Source organism: Johnsonella ignava ATCC 51276 (assembly GCF_000235445.1).
Lineage (GTDB): Bacteria > Bacillota > Clostridia > Lachnospirales > Lachnospiraceae > Johnsonella > Johnsonella ignava.
The window spans coordinates 1-20,626 of the sequence record NZ_JH378845.1 but is presented as its reverse complement, the minus strand read 5'-3'; the positions used below and the strand labels follow the sequence as shown (position 1 = coordinate 20,626).

Annotated in this window: 23 protein-coding genes; 18 read left to right on the top strand and 5 right to left on the bottom strand. The window is 31.5% G+C overall.

Features of this window, described 5'->3' with window-relative positions:
• Nucleotides 1–643 precede the first annotated feature (643 nt).
• Entirely contained in the window at nt 644–1,675 is a 1,032-nt protein-coding gene (locus HMPREF9333_RS11780) for a replication initiation protein (RefSeq protein WP_005542329.1), read from the top strand.
• A gap of 705 nt (nt 1,676–2,380) precedes the next feature.
• On the opposite strand, the gene HMPREF9333_RS11775 is transcribed toward HMPREF9333_RS11780, so the two are convergent.
• The 3 genes from HMPREF9333_RS11775 to HMPREF9333_RS11765 all read right to left on the bottom strand — a co-directional run bounded on the left by HMPREF9333_RS11775 (nt 2,381) and on the right by HMPREF9333_RS11765 (nt 4,379).
• Nucleotides 2,381–2,707 carry a hypothetical protein gene (locus tag HMPREF9333_RS11775; RefSeq protein WP_005542327.1) on the bottom strand — a complete coding sequence of 109 codons (327 nt, stop codon included), beginning with the start codon at nt 2,705–2,707 and terminating at the stop codon, nt 2,381–2,383.
• Between the two features lie 8 nt (nt 2,708–2,715).
• The gene (locus HMPREF9333_RS11770; protein WP_005542326.1) at nt 2,716–3,471 is read right to left on the bottom strand and encodes a ParA family protein; all 756 of its coding nucleotides are present in this window, start codon (nt 3,469–3,471) and stop codon (nt 2,716–2,718) included.
• Between the two features lie 338 nt (nt 3,472–3,809).
• The gene (locus tag HMPREF9333_RS11765) at nt 3,810–4,379 is read right to left on the bottom strand and encodes a tyrosine-type recombinase/integrase (protein ID WP_005542325.1); all 570 of its coding nucleotides are present in this window, start codon (nt 4,377–4,379) and stop codon (nt 3,810–3,812) included.
• A gap of 282 nt (nt 4,380–4,661) precedes the next feature.
• On the opposite strand from HMPREF9333_RS11765, the gene HMPREF9333_RS11760 reads away from it, so the two are divergent.
• The 15 genes from HMPREF9333_RS11760 to HMPREF9333_RS11690 all read left to right on the top strand — a co-directional run bounded on the left by HMPREF9333_RS11760 (nt 4,662) and on the right by HMPREF9333_RS11690 (nt 18,931).
• Nucleotides 4,662–5,201 (top strand): hypothetical protein, encoded by a 540-nt coding sequence (locus tag HMPREF9333_RS11760; RefSeq protein WP_005542324.1) that lies wholly within the window; start codon nt 4,662–4,664, stop codon nt 5,199–5,201.
• Entirely contained in the window at nt 5,198–5,479 is a 282-nt protein-coding gene (locus tag HMPREF9333_RS11755) for a TcpK family conjugal transfer DNA-binding protein (protein WP_005542323.1), read from the top strand. The genes HMPREF9333_RS11760 and HMPREF9333_RS11755 overlap by 4 nt, the downstream gene beginning before the upstream one ends.
• Nucleotides 5,480–5,668: 189 nt before the next feature.
• Nucleotides 5,669–7,096, top strand: a complete 1,428-nt coding sequence (locus HMPREF9333_RS12380; protein ID WP_005542321.1) for a tyrosine-type recombinase/integrase — start codon at nt 5,669–5,671, stop codon at nt 7,094–7,096.
• Between the two features lie 4 nt (nt 7,097–7,100).
• Entirely contained in the window at nt 7,101–7,529 is a 429-nt protein-coding gene (locus tag HMPREF9333_RS11745) for a hypothetical protein (protein ID WP_005542319.1), read from the top strand.
• A gap of 1 nt (nt 7,530) precedes the next feature.
• Nucleotides 7,531–9,045 (top strand): FtsK/SpoIIIE domain-containing protein, encoded by a 1,515-nt coding sequence (locus HMPREF9333_RS11740; protein WP_005542318.1) that lies wholly within the window; start codon nt 7,531–7,533, stop codon nt 9,043–9,045.
• 5 nt (nt 9,046–9,050) lie between these two features.
• Nucleotides 9,051–9,191 (top strand): hypothetical protein, encoded by a 141-nt coding sequence (locus HMPREF9333_RS13030; protein ID WP_156797347.1) that lies wholly within the window; start codon nt 9,051–9,053, stop codon nt 9,189–9,191.
• 1 nt (nt 9,192) lies between these two features.
• Entirely contained in the window at nt 9,193–10,152 is a 960-nt protein-coding gene (locus tag HMPREF9333_RS11735; protein ID WP_005542317.1) for a conjugal transfer protein, read from the top strand.
• Between the two features lie 16 nt (nt 10,153–10,168).
• Entirely contained in the window at nt 10,169–10,480 is a 312-nt protein-coding gene (locus tag HMPREF9333_RS11730) for a TcpD family membrane protein (RefSeq protein ID WP_005542316.1), read from the top strand.
• An 82-nt stretch (nt 10,481–10,562) separates the two neighbouring features.
• Complete coding sequence (locus HMPREF9333_RS11725) at nt 10,563–10,958, top strand: TcpE family conjugal transfer membrane protein (RefSeq protein ID WP_005542315.1); 396 nt, start codon at nt 10,563–10,565, stop codon at nt 10,956–10,958.
• A gap of 10 nt (nt 10,959–10,968) precedes the next feature.
• Nucleotides 10,969–13,551: an ATP-binding protein gene (locus HMPREF9333_RS11720; protein WP_005542314.1), complete on the top strand. Its 2,583-nt coding sequence runs from the start codon at nt 10,969–10,971 to the stop codon at nt 13,549–13,551.
• Between the two features lie 18 nt (nt 13,552–13,569).
• Nucleotides 13,570–14,835: a C39 family peptidase gene (locus tag HMPREF9333_RS13025; RefSeq protein ID WP_005542313.1), complete on the top strand. Its 1,266-nt coding sequence runs from the start codon at nt 13,570–13,572 to the stop codon at nt 14,833–14,835.
• 195 nt (nt 14,836–15,030) lie between these two features.
• Nucleotides 15,031–15,930 carry a hypothetical protein gene (locus HMPREF9333_RS11710; RefSeq protein WP_005542312.1) on the top strand — a complete coding sequence of 300 codons (900 nt, stop codon included), beginning with the start codon at nt 15,031–15,033 and terminating at the stop codon, nt 15,928–15,930.
• 2 nt (nt 15,931–15,932) lie between these two features.
• Nucleotides 15,933–17,849: a CD3337/EF1877 family mobilome membrane protein gene (locus tag HMPREF9333_RS11705; RefSeq protein WP_005542311.1), complete on the top strand. Its 1,917-nt coding sequence runs from the start codon at nt 15,933–15,935 to the stop codon at nt 17,847–17,849.
• A 434-nt stretch (nt 17,850–18,283) separates the two neighbouring features.
• A complete protein-coding gene (locus HMPREF9333_RS11695; protein WP_005542310.1) occupies nt 18,284–18,484 on the top strand; it encodes a type II toxin-antitoxin system HicA family toxin in 201 nt (66 codons plus the stop codon).
• Nucleotides 18,485–18,532: 48 nt separating this feature from the next.
• Nucleotides 18,533–18,931: a type II toxin-antitoxin system HicB family antitoxin gene (locus HMPREF9333_RS11690; RefSeq protein WP_005542309.1), complete on the top strand. Its 399-nt coding sequence runs from the start codon at nt 18,533–18,535 to the stop codon at nt 18,929–18,931.
• A gap of 147 nt (nt 18,932–19,078) precedes the next feature.
• Here the strand turns inward: HMPREF9333_RS11690 and HMPREF9333_RS11685 are convergent, their stop codons facing one another.
• Together HMPREF9333_RS11685 and HMPREF9333_RS11680 are read right to left on the bottom strand one after the other, a co-directional pair.
• A complete protein-coding gene (locus HMPREF9333_RS11685; protein WP_005542308.1) occupies nt 19,079–19,342 on the bottom strand; it encodes a Txe/YoeB family addiction module toxin in 264 nt (87 codons plus the stop codon).
• The gene (locus tag HMPREF9333_RS11680) at nt 19,342–19,599 is read right to left on the bottom strand and encodes a type II toxin-antitoxin system RelB/DinJ family antitoxin (protein ID WP_005542306.1); all 258 of its coding nucleotides are present in this window, start codon (nt 19,597–19,599) and stop codon (nt 19,342–19,344) included. Before HMPREF9333_RS11680 ends, HMPREF9333_RS11685 begins: the two co-directional genes overlap by 1 nt.
• A gap of 230 nt (nt 19,600–19,829) precedes the next feature.
• On the opposite strand from HMPREF9333_RS11680, the gene HMPREF9333_RS13020 reads away from it, so the two are divergent.
• Both HMPREF9333_RS13020 and HMPREF9333_RS12795 read left to right on the top strand, forming a co-directional pair.
• The gene (locus HMPREF9333_RS13020; RefSeq protein WP_005542304.1) at nt 19,830–20,123 is read left to right on the top strand and encodes a hypothetical protein; all 294 of its coding nucleotides are present in this window, start codon (nt 19,830–19,832) and stop codon (nt 20,121–20,123) included.
• A gap of 10 nt (nt 20,124–20,133) precedes the next feature.
• On the top strand, nt 20,134–20,316 hold the full coding sequence (locus HMPREF9333_RS12795) for a helix-turn-helix domain-containing protein (protein WP_005542302.1): 183 nt from the start codon (nt 20,134–20,136) through the stop codon (nt 20,314–20,316).
• Nucleotides 20,317–20,626 lie beyond the last annotated feature (310 nt).

Here is a 20,626-nt window from a genome sequence, read left to right as displayed (position 1 = left end):
CAAGACGAACCCTTAGAAAATTGGAAACAGGAAGGAGAGAGCCACCCTCATACATTGTTAGATGGTTAGAAAGACTGATTGATATAGATTTTAAACAATAAGGATCTGTAACCTAAAACAATGATACAGTTTCTCCGGCAAGTCAAATACTCTTAAACACAATATTAATCTCTTATTAAAGAAAAAGTCCTAAAAATTCTAAGGCTTTTTCTTTATTTAACACAGCAAATTCATGTAGTCGAGTTTGCAAATTCATGTAGTCGAGTTTGCGGATTTATCTAGTCGAGTTTGCGGATTTATCTAGTCGAGTTTGCGGATTTATCTAGTCGAGTTTGCGGATTTATCTAGTCGAGTTTGCGGATTTATCTAGTCGAGTTTGCGGATTTATCTAGTCGAGTTTGCGGATTTATCTAGTCGAGTAATACACATAAAGCCAGTATTTAAGCTATTTTTAGACTGCCGAAAACAAGATATAAAACAAGATATAAAACAAGATATAAAACAAGCTAACAAACAAGTGATTGTTAGTTTGCTTGTTTTTCAATAAAACTAGAATTATAAAATTATGTAGTTGACTAGTATAATTTGATTTTCTAGTTATTTTATGTTATAATATATAAAATAATTAGAGGAGGTAGATCTTATGGCATTAAAGCAAAACAATTTAGTTGTTAAAAAAAATGTATTAAATGAGTTAAGAGCAAATAATATGACTTTACAAGAGCTTAGATTTTTCAGTATTTATTTAAGTAGAATTAATCCTGAAGATATAAGTACAAGAATTGTACGTTTTTCTGTATCAGATTTTCAAAAAATAATGGAGCTTCAAGATAGAATAAAAATAGACTATCTAAAACAAGTTACAAACAGTTTACTATGTAAAGTAGTAAATATACCAAACGAAAGAGGAGGTTATACAGGTTTTCAACTATTTAAAGAATGTACTGTAGATATGGATAACAAAAAAGAATGGTATATTGAAATAGATGCTCATGATAAAGCTTTACCACTAATGTTTGAGTTCAAAGAAAAATATTTTTCTTATAAATTATGGAATGCTCTAAAATTAAAAAGTTCTAACCAACTTAGGATGTATGAAATTTTAAAGCAATATGAAAAAATAGGTTATCGTATAATGACTATAGAATATTTAAAAACACAATTAGGTATAGATGAAAAACAATATACAAGATTTAATAATTTCAAACAATGGGTTCTTGAGCCTTGTCAAAAGGCTTTAGAAGAAAATACGGATATAAGATTTACTTATGAACCATATGGAACAAAAGGAAAAGGCGGAAAAGTATTAGAACTTAAGTTCAATATATTTAAAAACAACTGTTATCAAGATCAATTAACACTGGATGAATTTATAGAAGAACAAAAAGAATTAGAAATAAACCCGGAAGATGAACAGCAGGAACAGGAAATATCAAGATATGCTTCACGCATTAATTTTATGCAGGAAGCTTGTAACAATGAATTTAGCAAAGAAGAAATAATAGTATTATATAATGCGGCACACAAAATCTTACCGGATAGTGATTTTCATGATGACCTTACTTTATTTCACTTTTTTAAAGATAAGTACGATGAATTAAACATGAGAAGCAAAAAAAGCAATATAAAATATCGCTTTAATTACTTGAAAAAAATCTTTGATGCTGAAATTTGAATGTAATAATATACCTATTTTCTTACATCCGAAAATATAAATATTTAATCACTTATATTATAAGCTGTATAGCTTAGGATGTCAACGTGTTTTGAGATACTTAAATGGCATATAAAAGTCTAATTTTTAAATAATTTTTTGTATCATTTTTCAAGTTAAATTCAGTTTTATCAAGAATATATAGAAACTATTTTTTGTATTTTAATCATAAATTCTTGCTTGCACACTTTAATCAAAGATAAACTGTAGTTCTAAATAGTAATCTTTTTACACTGCTCTCTTTACTGCAAGTATTAAATAGTCTTTTATAATATCATTAAAAGCTCCACTATCAATTATTCTATGAGGATCAGACATTATCACAAGTAGAAAGAAAGTCATAGATTTTTATAACCTTAGCTATTTCTTCGTCAACTGCCCCTTGTTTATATAATTTAATCTGTTCATTTTTCTTTTTTATAGTGTATCATATTATATGTATTATAATATATATAAAAATAAATATTTAAATTTATATTATTATATATATATTAATTTGTGTTATTATACATATATTAATTTGTGTTATTATACATATATTAATTTATATAATAATGTATATAATAATATATATATTTATATATATTATTATATGAATTAATATACCTGTGATTATTTATTAAAACACAGGTATATTAAAGGTTTATCTTGATATATGAAATTAAATTATTTACTATATTTTAAAAGAAAATTTGATACGAGTTCAGATATTGTTTTTCCTTCTTTTTCTGCTTTTTCTTGTGCTTTTTCATAAATACTTGGTAGAATAGTTAATGAGTATCTTTTTTTCTTTTCTCTATTCTCTAATTTCTTACGTCCTCTTCTCTTTATTGTATCTTCAACAGCATTTTTTGTATCTGTCTGTATTTCTTCAGACATATTTGCTTTTTCTTCCTTAACACCTAAAATTGATTTAAAAGCTTGTTCGCTTTGTTCGTCAAATCCGAAATTCTTCTTAATTTCTTCTGTTGTAGCTTTCTTTTTTGATGTCATTATCTTTATTATCCTTTCAAATATTCTTCAATAAATACTCTGTAATCTTCAGCAACAGAGGACTTACTGTTATAAGTAAAAATATCTTCCTTATTCGCCTGTGCTTCCTCAACCGCTATTCCGTTTCTAATTGTTGTATCGTAAACAGGGGCTTTGATATGCTCTGCAAAACTCTCTGCAATCTCTTTTACCTGCTTGCTGATATTTGTTCTTGGATTATATCGTGTAAAGAGTATCCCTTTAATTTTCAAGTTTGGATTACAATATTTTTTTACATTCTCAACCGTCCTCGCAAGTTGCTGAATGCCTGCCGTGGCAAATATTCCTGCTGTTGTTGGTATAATAATTTCATCACAAAAAGTAAATGCGTTGACAGTCAAAACACCTAGGCTTGGGGGGGTATCTATAATAATATAATCATAATCATTTACAATATCGGATAGGCTCTCTTTTAGCCTGTGTTCTTTACCTGTACTATTCAGTTCTTGCTCTGCTCCGGAAAGCATGATATTTGCCGGAATTATGTTATATAAACCTAGGGTTTGTATAACATCTTTCACATTGACTTCGCCTTTCATCATTTCATAAACGGTTGGGATGTTATAATTTACAGCTCCACAGGAGGCTGATAGGTTACCTTGGGGATCAAGATCTATGCATAGGGTTCTATACCCCTTTTCTGCAAGTCCGGCGGTTAGAGCGTGGCTTGTAGTAGTCTTTCCTACACCCCCCTTTTGGTTAGCTATTGCTATTATTTTTGTCATTTCCTTCTCCTTTCTATACGTATTAAAATATATATTTTAATCATATTATATATACTCTATAATGTCAATATTAAAATATATATTTTAATCATATTATATATACTCTATAATATCAATATTAAAATATATATATGTATATGTATTCTATTATATATTTTAATATATATATATATATATATTTGTAGTAACAATAAAAAGTAAGCTTAAAGGGCTAAGCAAGTAACTGATATTGCAACTAGCGAAACTTTCGATGTGTCCTTAGAATCCAGTGCTGGGAATAAGCCATTATAGGGCGAAAAACAAACCACCAGCTAAGCCGGTGGTTATTATTTAATGCATTAAAATTTTATTAGCATATGCATATAATCTTTGTCTTTCTGTGTGATTCCTATGTATCGCAATGTGATTTTTTCGCTCGAATGGTTGAATACGTCCATAATTAAAGCTATATTATGTGTCTCTTGATAACAAAAGTACCCCCATGTTTTACGCAAGCTATGTGTTCCAAAGTTTTCTAAGTTTAAAACTTGCGAAGCATTTTGAAAAATACGATGTGCTTGTGTTGTTGTGATTGGATTATTTTTACCTTTTCGGCTTTTGAAAAGATAATCATCATAGTCCATTTTTTGATCTATGATATAATCTTGAATACTTTCCTGAATGCTCTGATTTATGACAATTCTAGCTACTTTCTTTGTTTTTTGTTCCTGAATAGTAATATACTTCTTTAGTGTATAATCCTCTTTCAGTATATCAGATACTTTTAGACGGATTATATCACTAATCCGCCGTGCCGTATTTAGTTGAATTTTTGCAATCATATAATCCCTATAACTTTTTCCTTTTAGGTAAGTTAATAGCTCTTCAATTTTCTTTTTACTCCGGATTGGTTGCGTAACTTTATTCACTACAAATCTCCCTCTAAATTAATGTAATATTTTGGTTGTAATATATATATTATATCACATTCAAAACTATATTTTTAGAGGGAAATTTTACAAAATGCTTATAAACCTTGATTTTATGAGATTTCTTAAAAAACTTGAATGTAATAATATAGGTATATTATTACATTCAAAAACATATAAATAAGGGCTAAAAATGAAAAGATGATGCTTTTGTATAGTATGAAATAATTGAAAAAAAGTAGTTGATTATGTACAAAAAACAAGGAAAAGGAGCATGGAAAGGTGAATGAAATTAATAACGAAAAAGATATTAAAATAGAACAGCTTATTATGAAGTGTAATAAGCAACTTGATTATATTCATGAATTAGAAAATCAGTTAAAAGAAAAGGATAAGAAGATACAAGAGTACAAAACTATTATACAAAACAATGATAGTAGTAATAGTAATAACCCTGTAAATATTTCTAAAAATAGAGATGTAATAAGTAATGGTATATATCAAGAGCTATGTGATACTTTTTTTGAAATTATTGAACATATAGTTAAAAATAACACTAATATAGAGAACAAAAGAGATGGCAAAGTAAGTATGGCTAATATGATAGTACAAGCAACCTACTTTAAAGGACTAATTGAAAATCACACTATGATTTTAAGTTCAGATAAGGTGATAAAAATATTTAGCGATTTAGGAATGCTTAGATTTAATGAGAATAAGAACATGCCATATTTTACACATAATGCCGGAGGAAAAAGTATAAGAGTAGTAAGGATAAGTAAAGATTGGGTCAATATGGTAAAGGAGTCTATGATACAGTGATTGACATTTATGCAAAAGAATTTGTAGCTATTATAAAACACCTGGAAGGGCAAGGATATAAACCGTATAGAGGGTATTTTGTAGTGGAAAAACCGGTGCTTCAGGAGTTGTTAAATCATAACAAATATGAAATGCCAGATAGTAAATTGAAAACATGGAAGGCTTTAAACTGGATAGATACAGATAAAGATAGACTAACTAAAAGAGTAGCGAATAAAGCAGTAATTAAACTTGATATCAGAGTATTTGAGGAACTGAAAAAGCAGCTAAAAATGTAAAAAAGCAGCGTGCATTTTGTAACAAAACACTACTATGAAATTGTACACTACTAAAACTATATATTTACTGAGATTTATTAGATTTTATGGACAGACACATAATAGGCTAATATATACTTAAAGTATATATTAGCATAAAGATATATGTACAAGGTAACTGGGGGAAGCCGGGGGGGTGAAATATGAAATATGAAATATGATGTGCTGGAGAGATACAGGTCTTATCTGAATGAGATACTGGATAATAAAAACACGGTAGATAGATACTATTTTGCTGTGGTGAAGTGCCTAAGAAATATTCAGTTTGACACTCTGTCAGATGTAAGCAATAAGCATATTGAAGAATATTTGATAAAGCTGAAAGGGAGTGGAAATTTTTCAGCTTTAAAAAATGGACTCAAGCATTTAGAAGATTTTGACATGTCTTTTAAAGCTCCTGAAGAAGATTTTTTTAAAAGGATTGCGAAAAATAAGCGGAGAGGTACTAAACGAGGTGTAAAGGTTATCATTCTCGATATGATACAAAAAAAGATTAATGCTTTAAAAAATGAAAAGCTGAAGATCGGGTATCGTTTAATGCAGTTATCAGGACTAAGGGTATCTGAAGTAGCTAATTTAAAAAAAGAGGATATTAAGATTGATGGTCAGGTTATTACTGTAGATGTAAAAAAAGGAAAGGGTGGAAAATCAGGGAAAGTAATATGTGATCCTAATCAGTATTTATCAGAAAAACTACAACAATATCTCGATGGGTATTCTGAACAAGATAATATATTTTATTCAGCTGAAACAATGAAGAAGAATGCAAGGAAACTAGGTATAGAATGCCATGATCTACGCCGTATCGCAGCTATAACGCATAGAAATAAGTTAAAAGATTCAGGAATGTCTATTGAAGAAGCAAATAAAGACACAAAAGAATATTTAAGGCATGAGAGATTTTCAACAACTAAAAGGTATCTGTTTAATAGAAAACTTAAATTCAAAGATGAAAATGTTAATATACTAAAAGAAGATTGCTATATAAATGAGTTAAAGGATGATTTGAACTATGTAGTAGAAGCTCCGGAAAGCATTACAGAGCTGATTCCTGTGAGAAAACAGGAAAAGAAGATCGTAAATAAAAAAGTAGAGTATGCTTATATCTACGATCAGGACGGGAAAGAACTATTTAATAAGAGTGATGGAAAAGCTAATCAAGTGGCTTTTACGGCAAGTGAGACTGCTATGATGAAAGGAGCAGTGCTTACACATAACCATCCGGGCGGAAGTACTTTTAGTGAAGCAGATATATATACATTGGTTGAAACGGGTATGAAAGAGATGAGGGCAACAGGAAGTAACGGAACATTCTTTCTGAGAAAGGTAGATCATAGCATAAGTGCGAAGTTATTTTATGATGATTATACTAAAGCAATTAATAATATATACCCTTTAACTGATCCAATATACAATAAAATACAAAGAAAATATGCGAATAAGGAGTTAACAGATGAAGAATACAAAAAAAACATTGAAAAATTAAATGCGTTGTTTATGTTTAAGCGACATGAATGGATAAAGAACAATGCAAAGAACTATGGATACAAATATGGAATCGAGAAAAACAGGAGGTAGTGTAATGAAAAAATCAACAAGATATGAGGGGGCTTTATTGGATGAATATGATTTAGAGCCATATTCTTCGTATAGTCTGACTAAGTTAAAAAGAATGTTTTATGAGACTGAAAAAGAAGATACACAAAAAAAATACTTTTACCTGATATCTACGCTTTTATCTATTAAAGAAAAAGAGGTTTTATATACTTATTGTCTTTTAAAAAATGGCATAACAAAAGAAGCATTGAAGCAAGAACAGATAAACTTAGAAGTCTTTGAAGCTGCGAATATCTTATATCAATCAAAAATTCAACATATAAAAGAAAATGATTTATCTAAAGCGGTTAAAATAGCTATATTACATGAAGATATTATTTTTTTTACAGAGGATGAAAATACAGAAAAGGTAAAGGAACTACAAGAAAAATTGGCTTATATACAAGGAGATTAGTATGTCAAAGGAAAACAACTCAGATCCTGTAGGAGCTATACTGGCGGTAATACTGAAGGGGTTATTTAAATTTTTTATTCAAGTAATACGTGGATTAAAAGGTTTAACTTCTCTGGCCAGGATTATAGGTCTTGGAATCACTGTGAGTATCAGTATTGTAAGCTATTTGCGTAAAGAGCTTTTTATGATAACGCTAAATAGAATGGGACAAGTTTTTAAGGTTCCGGTACCGAGTTTAATTCAATTAATATTATGGGGTTTAACCATGGCAGTACCTTTGATGTACTTAGCCATACTCGGGACATTGAAAAGTAAAGATAAATCTATGTATGATGTGATATTCCGGGATATCGGCTTTATTGGAAAAAATAATAAAACCCCATACTTTTTATATAAAAAAGAGAATGAAAAAAAGATTATATATGCTTTTCAGTCTAATATTCCGTTAACTGATTGGGTTAAAGCAAAAGATAGGTTGGAGGTTGGGTTAGGGTGTAGTATAAGACAAATAAGAGAAGGAACTAAAAAAGGGATCATAGAGCTGGTAACGGTGTCAAGTGATTACAAAATCCCGGAAATGTTACGCTGGAAAGATGATTATATATTACCTGGAGATGGTGTACTTTGTATAGGTGAAGGGGATTTAGACTATGTAAAGTTTGACTTAAACAGGACACCGCATGTACTGGCTGCTGGAGAAACGGGTTCAGGAAAGTCTGTTATTCTTCGCTGTATGCTGTGGCAGATGATAAAAAAAGGTTGTCGGATATACATGATTGATTTTAAGGGTGGTGTGGAATTTGGAAAAGTATATGAAAAGTACGGAGAAGTAATTACAGACAGATTAAGAGCATTAACTGTGCTTGAAAAGCTTGTTAAAGAAAACGATACAAGATTGAAATTATTTAGAGAAATGGAGGTAAAAAATCTTAAAGAATATAATCAAAAAACACATAGAAATCTATCTAGGATTGGCGTGTTTATAGATGAGATAGCAGAAATGCTTGATAAAAAAGGTGTAGCGAAAGAAGATAAAGCTATTTATGAGCAACTAGAAGGCTATCTATCAACTTTAGCAAGACTTTCAAGAGCTACCGGGATAAATTTATTTCTTGGAGTTCAGCGTCCGGATGCAAATGTACTTACAGGACAAATTAAAAATAATGTCCCGGTTCGTATATCCGGGAGATTCGCGGATAAAACAGCTTCAGAAATTGTGCTAGGAAATACATCTGCTTGTAACCTTCCGGACGTTAAAGGTCGTTTTCTTTATAAAGTTGGCAATGAAACAATAGAATTTCAATCCTTCTACTTTGATGATGAAAAAGATCTAAAAGAAATTGAAATTAAGCATGGTAATATGCTAACAATAAAAGATTGTGAAACAAAAGAAAGATTGGTAAAGAATAAAGATTTTTATATTCCGGAAAAACCCGAACCAGGAGAATATTTAAAAAACGGAGAAGAAATTGAGCTTGATTTTAACTTTAACCCGGGTATATCAAAACAGAGGTAGCCAGTATGTTTAAGCTAAAGAAAAAAGATGATGATGAAGCTAAAGTAGCTAAGAAAAAAGAGCTGCAAGAGAAAAAGAACGGAAAAAAGAGAAAAAGAGGAAAAGTTAAGAGTAAAAAAGGCTGTACAAGAAGCAAAAAAAGCTAGATTGGAAGATCTTAAAAAAGACAAAGAAGAACTTTATGTTTTACGCAAAAACACATTTTTTAAGGTTCTAAGATTTTTGATATGGTCAATGCTTTGTTTCTTTTTTATAAAGGGTGTTATTGTAAGCATCCGGCCAGATCCAACAGCTAAAGTTAATGGTATCATAAATGACTTTAAAGCAAACTTAAATACATATCAAAATCAGAATCAAGAGATTTTGGGATTTGCACAAAATTTTGTAACTGAATACATGACATATAAAGCAGGAGAGGAGTTCGAGTATGTAGATCGTTTAAAGCCTTACGTAACAGATACAATTATAAACGCTGCATACCGTTTTCCTCAAGGTTCTAAAGCAAAAGTACTATATGCTGGAGCATACAAGCAAACACAATACAGTCCTACACAATATGATGTATGGGTTATGACTACAGTATCGTACAGTAGTAAGACGATAAGTGAAGATGGTATAGCTTCAGAAACGGAAACTGAAGATACGGTAGTTTTAAAAGTTCCTGTTAGTGTAGATAAAAATAAATATATCGTAGAGGATTATCCGGCATTTGTATCAGATGATCAAAAGGCATTTTATGAAAAACAACTATATACAGGCAAAGAAAGTACGGCAGAAATCAAAAATGCCGTAGAGCTTGCACTGAGTAATTTTTTCAAAGCCTACTATGAATCGGATCAGAGTGTTATTGATTATTACTTATCTCCGGATGCAGATCCAAGCAAATTTATAGGACTGCAAGGACGTATAAGTTTAGAGAAGATCGAAGAATTAAGAGTTTACTACAGCAATGAAAACTCTACTACTGACTTTTTAGCTTTAGTTACATTGTCAATTAAAGACAAGAATAATGCAATAATTACGCAACATTACCACTTAAAAATAATATATAAAGATAAGCAATATTATGTGGTGGATATGGATGTGAGAAATACAAATTTAAAATAATAAGGAGAATAGCAAGATGAAAAACAAAAAAAATGCAGAAAAATTAGTATATACAGGTATCTGTACAATCGCTATGGTACTTATGTTCAGTTTTGTATCATTAGCAAGTAATACTTATGCAGAGAATGGTGCAAAATGGTTGCTGGATGGCGTATTTTGGATCGTTGCTGTGGGAGGTATTTTTGGTGCCGGCATGTCGGCAATAAAAAGAAATGCGACAGGAGCAGTAGGTATAATATTGGCTGCCGCAATTATATGCGTTTTTTGCAAAAATCCAGATGTATTAACTAACATCGGTAATGTTTTGAAAGGTATACTGGGACTATAGTTATATAAGCCTATTGCATGTGCAATAGGCTATAAACTTATATTTGAGTATGTATTAAAATATATATAAGAGGTTATCTATAATGAGTATTGAACCTAAAAAAATAAATTTACGATCTTACAATAAAGTTTGGAAAATAGAAAATCGTATATACGCTATACAAAATATTGTACTACCCGTTCCGGTTAGCCCCAGGGAAGTATTATATTTTTTTATCATAGCGTTTATTATGCTATTACTTAGTTTTTTAATACCGCCACTAAAAATTATTCCGAGTATTTTACGTTTTGTTGCGGTTCCTTTTGGCGTATCACAGTTTTTACTAAAGAAAAAATTGGATGGAAAAATGCCCCATAAATATATGATGTCATGGGTGAATTATATGCTTACAAAAGAACAATATATCGAACGATTTAGCTCATATAATCGCAATACGGCAAATACAAAAATAGTATGGTTATGTAGCAAGAAAGAATGAGGGAATACATATGTTAGAATGTCCTATTGATTATTTTGAAGATAATTTGATTTTTGGAGTAGACAAAAGTTGTTGGGCTGTTTTTGAGCTTAAAGGATTTGATTACGATATGCTAAGTGATGAAAGTAAGATAGCTATTTTAAACCGGTTAACTCTATTTATATCTAACCTTGTAGAAGCTAAATTTATGATTATACCGGTATCGCAAGATTTAGATGCATCATTTAAAGGCTTAATAAATAACTTACAGAAAAATGATCCCTTGTACGAAAGCTCTGTATATCAAGCAAATGTTACTAAACAGTACCTTAAAGATATACTTGATACTAATGGTAAATGTAATGATTATAAGTCTTTTATAGCTATAAAACTGATAAAAATCAATGAAAGCGAAATTATATCACAAGCTAAAGATGCATTTGATTTTATCATAGCAAGTATTATTCGTGATTTTAATGCTTTTATGTATATAGACACAAAAGATATACGCAAGTCAAAGGTAGACAGTTACAAAAGAATGTGTAATCAAATCTACAATGAGCAAACAAAACGTATGAAGCTTATAAAAACGGATACAAATACATTACAATGGTTGCTTAGAAGAATGATGTACCGTGGTTTGCAACAAGATGTAAAGCTTTTTCATAAGACTAAAGAAGACCCATGGATACCATATACAAGTGCGGTAAATCTGTCCGGAAATGATTATATACGCCCAAGAAAGCGAGAGATGGTCAATCTTTTCAGTGGAGTTATTACTAAAGTTGGAAGAAGTATAAAAATAGAGCATGGTAAAGACTCTTCCTCTTATCAGACTTTTTTAACTATTACAAATATACCTAACGATTTGGAATTTCCGGATTGTGAGTGGATTTACATGCTTCAGCAACGTAATCTTCAAGCAGAAATTTACATTCACATAAGAAATATTGAGCATAGAGAAGCTGTCAGAAAAATTGATTTTCAGCGTAGAGCAGCTAATTCACAAATTGAAAATATCCAGGTTGCAAATGCAGAAATTCCGGACGATTTATTAAACTCAAAAGAAGAGATTGATGCTTTAGAAGCTGAATTAAAAGCAGCAAAACTACCACTTTGTCAAACAACTGTAACAATATGTGTTGCAGATAGCTCGTATGAAGCACTGGAAGAGAAAGCAAGTATGATTAAAAGGGAATATGAAGATATAAATTTCATTGTAGAACGTCCTTTGACGGATCAAATTACATTATTTATGCAATCTATCCCTAGTGTAAGTTTTACAATTCAGGACTTTATAATGCGTTTAACTCCAACCTCATTAGCTTCAGGAATTATAGGAGCAACACATGAACTTGGTGATATCGTAGGTGCATATATAGGAAAAACAGGGTTAGAACAAAAGAATGTGTTTTTAGACTTAAGGCAAGCGTGTTTATCTAATACATCCGCAAGCACTGTATTTTATGGTAATTTAGGTGTAGGGAAAAGTTTTAATGCAAATTTGATTACTTACCTACATGTTATGTATGGAGCTTATGGACTAATTGTAGATCCAAAAGGAGAACGAACACATTGGATTACAGACATGGAAGCTTTAAAGGGTATGATAACACTGGTTACGCTTGCTCCGGATAGAACCTATAAAGGGACATTGGATCCATTCAACATTTTTAGAGATAATGTAGAAGAAGCCGCAGAGCTTGCTATAAATCTTCTTTCCGAACTTTTTAAGATAAACCCTAAAGATGGCAAATATACAGCACTTTTAGAAGCCCTAAATAAAATACAAAAAGAAGAACTACCGTCTATGCAGCTTTTAGCAGATATACTTTCAAGTTTTCCTAAAGAAGATTCTTTACAAGAAGATGCTTTATTACTCTCGAGACAAATAAAACTGCTTCAAAACGCAGGAATGTCGCAGCTTTTAATAGGTAATGGAACAGAAAAAGCTATATCTCTTGATAATCGACTCAATATTTTGCAGGTTCAGAACTTAAAATTACCGTCTCCAGATACAAAAAAAGAAGATTATACACAAGAAGAAAATATTTCTACTGTACTTATGATGGTAATCACAGCTTTTGCTAGAAAATTTGTACATAGCCACAAGAATAATTTCAAAGTTATTCTCTTTGATGAAAGTTGGATGCTGGGTAAAACAGTTGAAGGAGAAAAGCTTATGTCGTATGTCGCAAGAATGAGCAGATCTCTCTATACATCTATGATACTGAATGGACATAGTGTAACAGATTTACCTAATGAAGGTATCCGTAATTCTATAACATACAAGTTTTGCTTTAAGACAGGAAACACAGCTGAAGCTGAAAGAATGCTTGATTTTTTGAAACTTGAAAAAACGAAAGATAACATACAACTTATTATGTCCCTCGGGAATGCACAATGTCTTTTTCAAGATTTAAACGGAAGAGTAGGTGTACTAAAATTTGATGCTGTTTTTGATGATTTAATCAAGATTTTCTCAACTACTCCAGTAGATGCAAGCAGTATAGAAGATTCTTCAGAAGTATCAAACAATGCAAAAGTTGAAGATAAAAATGAAGAAAATAATACTCATGATGATATAGATATATTTTCCTATGAATCATTATAATTTAGCAGGTGATTATTTATGAAGATGATAAGAAATATTATGTTGTTCGCACCGGTAGGGATTTTTTTAATTGTTATTATGGCTGCTTCAGGAGGTGGAAGCACTGCATCCACAGAACCGGTTAGTATAGTTGCTTCCAAAACGAAAATAACACAATATGCACAATATGCAACAGATCTTGGGGTACCCTGGGATATAGTGCTGTTATCTGATGTGTTAAACGCAGAAAAAGCAGGTCAAAAGGGTGTCGAATCAATTAATCCTGTTTACACAACATTAGAATTTCTACGAGCAAATGTTGAAGTTGAACATTATGAAGTGGTTGGTACCGAAACCCACACGGATTCCGAGGGGAATACATACGAGGTCGATAAATACGACTGGGTATATAACAGAACAGACGAATATGTTGCAAAAAATGACATTTTATCATATATAGGACTTACGGAAAGTGATAACCCGGATTTAACACCACAAAATCTTATTGACCGACTTAATCAAAAAGCTTCAGATGATAGTACAAACGAATGGAGATATAAAGCTTCTTTCTTAGTAAACACAGATTACAGAAGTGTTCTTAGTAATTACATAAAACTATCTTCTGAGCAAGTAGATAATGTAATGAAACTCTATACATCTGAGTATATGAACAGTTGGCTTCCTGAAGATTTAAAAACCCGTATTAATAATATGATGAACAATATGGGATTGAATCAGGAAAATAATATATCAGTTCGCCGTAGTTATGAAGGAATAACCTTTACAGATACTGACACCCCTGTAGTATACTACAATCAGGCTGATAGCCGTTGGGGAAACCAAAAATATGTAAGTAAAACAATAGCTAGTACAGGCTGTGGTCCAACCTCTTTGGCTATTGTTGTTTCTACCCTAACAGGAACGGCATATGATCCACCTGCTATATGTGAATGGGCAAGGACAGGTAACTATTACGTTCATGGGAAAGGATCCCTTCATTCGCTTATACCTGACGGTGCTAGGCACTTTGGGCTACAAGTATCAGGATGTAGTTATACAGAAGGACAACGAATTGTTGATGCACTAAGTTCAGGAAGCTTAGTAATTGCTATAATGAGTAAAGGACATTTCACGACAGGAGGACATTTTATTGTTCTTAGAGGCGTAACAGCTGATGGAAAAATCCTAGTTGCAGATCCTGGTAGTACAGCTCGTAGTCAGCAAAAATGGGATCTGTCCATAATACTCAATGAAGCTAATAAAGGTGCTTCTGCTGGAGGTCCATTTTGGATCATAAGTAAATGATATACAATTATATATATTATAATATATATATTAATAGTATTTTAAATACGCATTTTAATATGTATTATAATATTATTTTAAATATATATTAAATTTCATATTATAATACGAATTTTAAACAGTATTTAAATATGATTTTAAATACGTATTATAATATATATTTAAATATGTGCTTTAAATAAGGAGGATACACAAATGAAGCGTATTATAACTATCTCTATACTTAGTGTTGCTATGTTAATAGGCTGTACTAAAGTGCAAAAAGAACCTACCGTCGGTACATTTACAAATTCAGAAAGTGAATCCGTAAAACAAACAGGCATTACTGGTAATATAGATGATACAGAAATACTTTCTTTGTTGGATGAAGAAGAAGTTACTATTTCAGGAATATATGGAAAATTTGAAAAAGGAACAGACCATGTTATTCGTGGGAGTGAAGATAACAAAAGAGAATTTAGCGGTAAACTAAAGAATATTTCAAATATTCAAAAACTTGATGAAAACGGAAAAACAATAGTGTATGTTCTGGCTAATGTTGAAGGGCAATTTTTTAAAACTACAAGTCCTTGTGGTATACAAGCTATAATTGAAAAAGATTCTGATGATAAATTATATATCAGTAGTACAACCCTATTAGAGGATATGCTGCCTGATATAACACCATCTGTACCATTTGAAATAGATTACATCTTTGAGCCATCCGGCACCGAACCTACTGCCATTATGTTTGAGCTTAGTGGCAAAGAATATGAAGCTAACAAACAATTATACACAATTGAAGGAGCTATAACCGAGTATGATGCAGCAATAAATGGTCGTGATGGCGGAGGAACATATTTCATTAGTATTCCTCTTACAAAAGAATATATACAATCATTAGAACTGGATTATTCAAATGTATTTAATCATACTGTTATTGAATACACAAATATTAGAATGATTGCAACTTTAAAAAATGGACTGAAAATATATGGGCGACCAAAAATTTTTTATGTTCTTTCTTCAGCTTCACGATCTTTAGAAAAATTAGCAGATTACTGGGTTTTTGAAGATCTTGAATATTGGAGCTTAGATAGCAAAAGGAAAAAATAATTATGTTAAAACGGTTCTTTCTCATACTTTTAATACTGTTTCTTGGTATCAATCTTGGATTTTCAACTACAGTATATGCAGAAACTGCTATCAACGCCACTGATGATTTAAATAATCTCGAAGGCGACGGAAAATATCTGGGAAAAGATTACCGAGATAATTATTACCTCGATATTGAAAAAACTGATATCTTTGAAGCCGGTGATCATATGCTTAACCAAATTGCAAATGCCTTATTTTCGATTGTACGAATACTTGGATTTGCTGTAGCAGTATTTTTTTACCATGTTATGGTATTTGATGTCTCAGAAGTATTTTCAACAGAAATTAATTCCATCCAAGCAGCTCTTAAATCCTCCATATTTGATAGCTTTTTTATACTTGCATTCGCTGCGTCAGCTTGGAACCTAATGAAACGACTTACTAAGCGTGATCTTGCCGGATTGGTTACAGAAATAGGAAAAATACTTTGTATATTTTTAATGGCATCCTTTGTTGTTACACACTCTGCAACAGCACTATCAGCGACAACATCTATAACTAAAGATATAAGCGTGTCTGCACTGATGAACATAAATCAGCAAGGAGATATAGCAATAGAAAATTATGCTTCGAATGCTTCCGGTATGATTTGGAAGTCCTTAGTTCACGCTCCTTGGAAGTCTTTAGAATTTGAAGGCGGATCGGATGATGAAAGCCATGTTGAAAATTTCTTAAATACACCTCCGGGGACACCGGATAGAGCTTCTCTAGTAGAATCCTACATGGGAGAATATCCAAAATCTATGCTTAAAAGCAGAGGAGTCGGTCGCATTGGCTTCCTGATTGTATATTTAATACCGTTTCTCGTTAAATCAGGTATTTATATGTTCATGGCAATCCTACAGCTCGCATTTCAAGTAATGGCAGTCTTTTACATACTGCTTGCTCCTATAGTTTTGCTTTTGGCACTTGTACCATCCTTTGGAGGAATCGAGCTTGTAACTTTATGGCTAAAAAAAATTTTAGAGACTCAAGTGATGATGCTGATTATAACTTTTATTCTGGGTATAATAATTAGTCTAGATAGCTTTTTATATTCAAAATCAAATAAGTACGGATGGTTTATTGTTATATTTATGGAAACCCTTGTAGCTTTAGTAGTAATTGTAAACCATAAAAATATTCTTAATGGCTTGTCTAAAATAACGACAAGTGTCCGAGAGTCAGGAGCTTTAAAAGCACAACTGAAGAATTCCGGGGATATTTTTGGTGCATTAGGAAGTACCGGTATCAAAAATCTATCACCAACCAGAAGATATATTGACGAGATGAATGGAAATGGTTATAAAAAAACTAACACATCATATACCCCATATAGTAGCAACTACCAAGAATATTATAATAACAACTCTATACCTGAAGAACATAAGCAGAATACACCTACTGTATCGCAAAACCGCTATACATCAGCACCTAGCAGTAATAATATGCCTACTCCTACTACTCGTTACCGGAGTACACCTAAACAAAACTTTGATTTATCCGGAGAACAAGTACATGATAATAACCAAGCTAAATCCAAAAACCCTGCTTTTTTTTCAGGAAACATTAATAGGATTGAAAATCAAACGCAGCCTATAAAAAGACCACACAGTTATCCTATATATCCTATAAAAAATCAGCCTAATATAGGCATTTCTCAAGAAGTAACTACAACAGGTTTGTATGAGCCTGGTAATAATAAAATAACAAAATCAAACCAGCTTGATAATACAGATAATAGGGTTGTATCTAAGCCTGATTCTTCAGTAAAGATTAAAGATAAACCTGAAGATATGAAAACAACTTTAGCTTCACGCAATGCTGCTATAACTACTAATACATCAGAGAAATCTATAGAAAGACCTGTATCTTCAGTAAGATCTAAAAAAAGATGAAACTGAGCAATCACAATCAGTTACTACAACAACTGCAACAGTTGCTTATAGGGATAAATCAATTACAAATGATATTAATGAGCAAAATAAACGTCATCGTCCTATATCATCTGTTCCGCCTAAAACTGATAAGCCTGAAACATCAGAAGAAAAAAACAAGTCTTTTTAAACGCCTAGAACACCCCTAGAATGCATTCAAAAGTTCTAGGGGTAAAAATATACCACTAAGATAAAAACAAGCCTTAAAAAGCGTTTTAGAAGCTTTTAAAGAGACTATACTATACTAAGAAATGAAAAATTTTTGATAAAAGCCTAGGATAAACAGTTTTAAGGACTTTTATTATCCACAAATATAACACATATAAAAATATTTGTTTTTTGCATTGACAAATATTTTTATATGTGTTATTATATAAGCATAGGGAGGAAACAACATGAAAAAAAGCTATTCTTCAAGGGAGATAATAAAAATGCTTATTGCAGACGGTTGGTATGAAGTTGGAGTTACAGGAAGTCATCACCAATTTAAACACCCGGAGAAAAAAGGACGAACTACAATAAAACATCCAAGTAAAGATATTCCAATAAAGACGCTAAAAAGCATAGAATTACAATCAGGGCTAAAGTTTCTTTAGCCCTCCCCCCTAATTTATATATAAAAAACGTAAAGGAGATTTGATAAAATGAAAAAGATTGATCGATACTATTATCCAGCCATTTTTGCATACGAACCTGGAGAAGAAATTGCTGTAGTATTTCCAGATCTCAATGTAGCCACAAACGGAGTGGATGATAAAGATGCTCTTTTATCTGCAAGAGAATTATTAGGCTGCGTACTTAATGGACTAGAAGAAGATAATGAGCCAATTCCTCCGGCAAGTAAATTATCTGACATAAAAGCATCTGATAATGAACGTGTTGTGTTAATTGATGTTTATATGCCATCTATAAGACAAGCTAGTATAAATAAATCTGTAAGTCGTACTATAACTCTGCCTGCTTGGTTAAATTCAGCTGCATTAGAAAGAAATATCAATTTTTCGCAAGTTCTTCAGGAAGCTCTAAAAAATATGATTTCTTAGAGCTAAACCATATTAAAAGCCCTAAAAATACACTTTTCAGGGCTTTTAATATATATTATAACTTTTAAGTTTGGGTTTGGGATATTTCCCAAAATAAGTAAGTGTATATGCACTTACTGTGCTTGTTACAGTTCATTCATTCTATGTCTAATCGTTGTTATAGTGAGAACCACACTGTAATATTTCAAGGTTATTGTTATTTATTCTGAATACAATCCTATTTTTATCATCAATGCGGACACTCCAGTATCCTGTAAGATTACCTTTAAGAGCTTCTGGTTTCCCTATACAATTATAACCATTACGGTCAATGTCAACCAAAAGTCTATTGATTTTCTTTAAAGTTCTCTTATCTTGTGTTTGCCAATATAAATATTCTTCCCACGCATTATCATCCCATAATTTTTTCATTAATCAACCTCAATTAGGTTATGTTCTTTTAAAATACTTTTTCCTGAACGTAAATTAGATATACGTCTTTCTAGTTCTTCTAAATTTTTTTCTGAATAGAACGGATCAACAGCTATTTCAAACGGTATTCTTTGCTCATTAGCAAGTTTTGTAAGAAAAATATTTATAGCAGTAGACATAGTTAAGCCCATAGCTGTACAAGCACTTTCAGCCTTTGCTTTAATTGTATCATCTATTCTAAAATTTACCTGTGCCATAATATTACCTCCTTATTTATATATTGTATATCATTTACTTTTCATTGTAAAGCAACTTGTTCAGTCGAGTTTGCAAATTCCTCCCCTTACTTTTACTTTATAAATCTAGTATTTAAGCCACTTTTCAGACATTAAAAAAACACTTGACATATACGCCAATGGGTGATATAATAAATACATAATAAAAATCAAGGAGGAAATAGGGGATGTAAACCCCAAAAAATAAAAATATGACAAAAATAACAAAAAAAGCTGTACTTCAGCTTTTAAAAGAAAAATATAGAAGCGACAAATGTCGCTTTAAAAATGGTGAACTTGCTCATGCTGCATATGATTTGATATGTAGTGTTGACTGGGAGGTTGCTAACCGCACTACAAATCTTTTTCATAAAATTTTAGATGCGGTAGATGGTGCAGAGTACCACGGGAATTCTATTGTATTTAAAAATACTCGTGAGGCGGCAGAATACGTCTGGGAACTTGCAAACGACTTTTTACCACACTCCCCAAAATGGTATGAATAGGAGAAAGAAAATGTCCACAAACAATAAAATAAAAGAATTAAGAGCGGAAACATCTTTAACTCAAGAAAAATTTTCCCAATATTATGGGGTTCCCAAGCGAACCCTTGAAAATTGGGAAACAGGAAGGAGAGAGCCACCCTCATACATTGTTAGATGGTTAGAAAGACTGATTGATATAGATTTTAAACAATAAGGATCTGTAACCTAAAACAATGATACAGTTTCTCCGGCAAGTCAAATACTCTTAAACACAATATTAATCTCTTATTAAAGAAAAAGTCCTAAAAATTCTAAGGCTTTTTCTTTATTTAACACAGCAAATTCATGTAGTCGAGTTTGCAAATTCATGTAGTCGAGTTTGCGGATTTATCTAGTCGAGTTTGCGGATTTATCTAGTCGAGTTTGCGGATTTATCTAGTCGAGTTTGCGGATTTATCTAGTCGAGTTTGCGGATTTATCTAGTCGAGTTTGCGGATTTATCTAGTCGAGTTTGCGGATTTATC

Bases quoted from the DNA above. Each gene is read 5' to 3' on its own strand.
- HMPREF9333_RS11775 (WP_005542327.1), bottom strand. From the start codon at position 2,707: ATGACATCAAAAAAGAAAGCTACAACAGAAGAAATTAAGAAGAATTTC.
- HMPREF9333_RS11720 (WP_005542314.1), top strand. From the start codon at position 10,969: ATGTTAGAATGTCCTATTGATTATTTTGAAGATAATTTGATTTTTGGA.
- HMPREF9333_RS11730 (WP_005542316.1), top strand. From the start codon at position 10,169: ATGAAAAACAAAAAAAATGCAGAAAAATTAGTATATACAGGTATCTGT.
- HMPREF9333_RS13030 (WP_156797347.1), top strand. From the start codon at position 9,051: ATGTTTAAGCTAAAGAAAAAAGATGATGATGAAGCTAAAGTAGCTAAG.
- HMPREF9333_RS11740 (WP_005542318.1), top strand. From the start codon at position 7,531: ATGTCAAAGGAAAACAACTCAGATCCTGTAGGAGCTATACTGGCGGTA.
- HMPREF9333_RS11745 (WP_005542319.1), top strand. From the start codon at position 7,101: ATGAAAAAATCAACAAGATATGAGGGGGCTTTATTGGATGAATATGAT.
- HMPREF9333_RS13020 (WP_005542304.1), top strand. From the start codon at position 19,830: ATGACAAAAATAACAAAAAAAGCTGTACTTCAGCTTTTAAAAGAAAAA.
- HMPREF9333_RS12380 (WP_005542321.1), top strand. From the start codon at position 5,669: ATGAAATATGATGTGCTGGAGAGATACAGGTCTTATCTGAATGAGATA.
- HMPREF9333_RS13025 (WP_005542313.1), top strand. From the start codon at position 13,570: ATGAAGATGATAAGAAATATTATGTTGTTCGCACCGGTAGGGATTTTT.
- HMPREF9333_RS11695 (WP_005542310.1), top strand. From the start codon at position 18,284: ATGAAAAAAAGCTATTCTTCAAGGGAGATAATAAAAATGCTTATTGCA.
- HMPREF9333_RS11705 (WP_005542311.1), top strand. From the start codon at position 15,933: ATGTTAAAACGGTTCTTTCTCATACTTTTAATACTGTTTCTTGGTATC.
- HMPREF9333_RS11710 (WP_005542312.1), top strand. From the start codon at position 15,031: ATGAAGCGTATTATAACTATCTCTATACTTAGTGTTGCTATGTTAATA.
- HMPREF9333_RS11770 (WP_005542326.1), bottom strand. From the start codon at position 3,471: ATGACAAAAATAATAGCAATAGCTAACCAAAAGGGGGGTGTAGGAAAG.
- HMPREF9333_RS11680 (WP_005542306.1), bottom strand. From the start codon at position 19,599: ATGGCACAGGTAAATTTTAGAATAGATGATACAATTAAAGCAAAGGCT.
- HMPREF9333_RS11780 (WP_005542329.1), top strand. From the start codon at position 644: ATGGCATTAAAGCAAAACAATTTAGTTGTTAAAAAAAATGTATTAAAT.
- HMPREF9333_RS12795 (WP_005542302.1), top strand. From the start codon at position 20,134: ATGTCCACAAACAATAAAATAAAAGAATTAAGAGCGGAAACATCTTTA.
- HMPREF9333_RS11685 (WP_005542308.1), bottom strand. From the start codon at position 19,342: ATGAAAAAATTATGGGATGATAATGCGTGGGAAGAATATTTATATTGG.
- HMPREF9333_RS11725 (WP_005542315.1), top strand. From the start codon at position 10,563: ATGAGTATTGAACCTAAAAAAATAAATTTACGATCTTACAATAAAGTT.
- HMPREF9333_RS11690 (WP_005542309.1), top strand. From the start codon at position 18,533: ATGAAAAAGATTGATCGATACTATTATCCAGCCATTTTTGCATACGAA.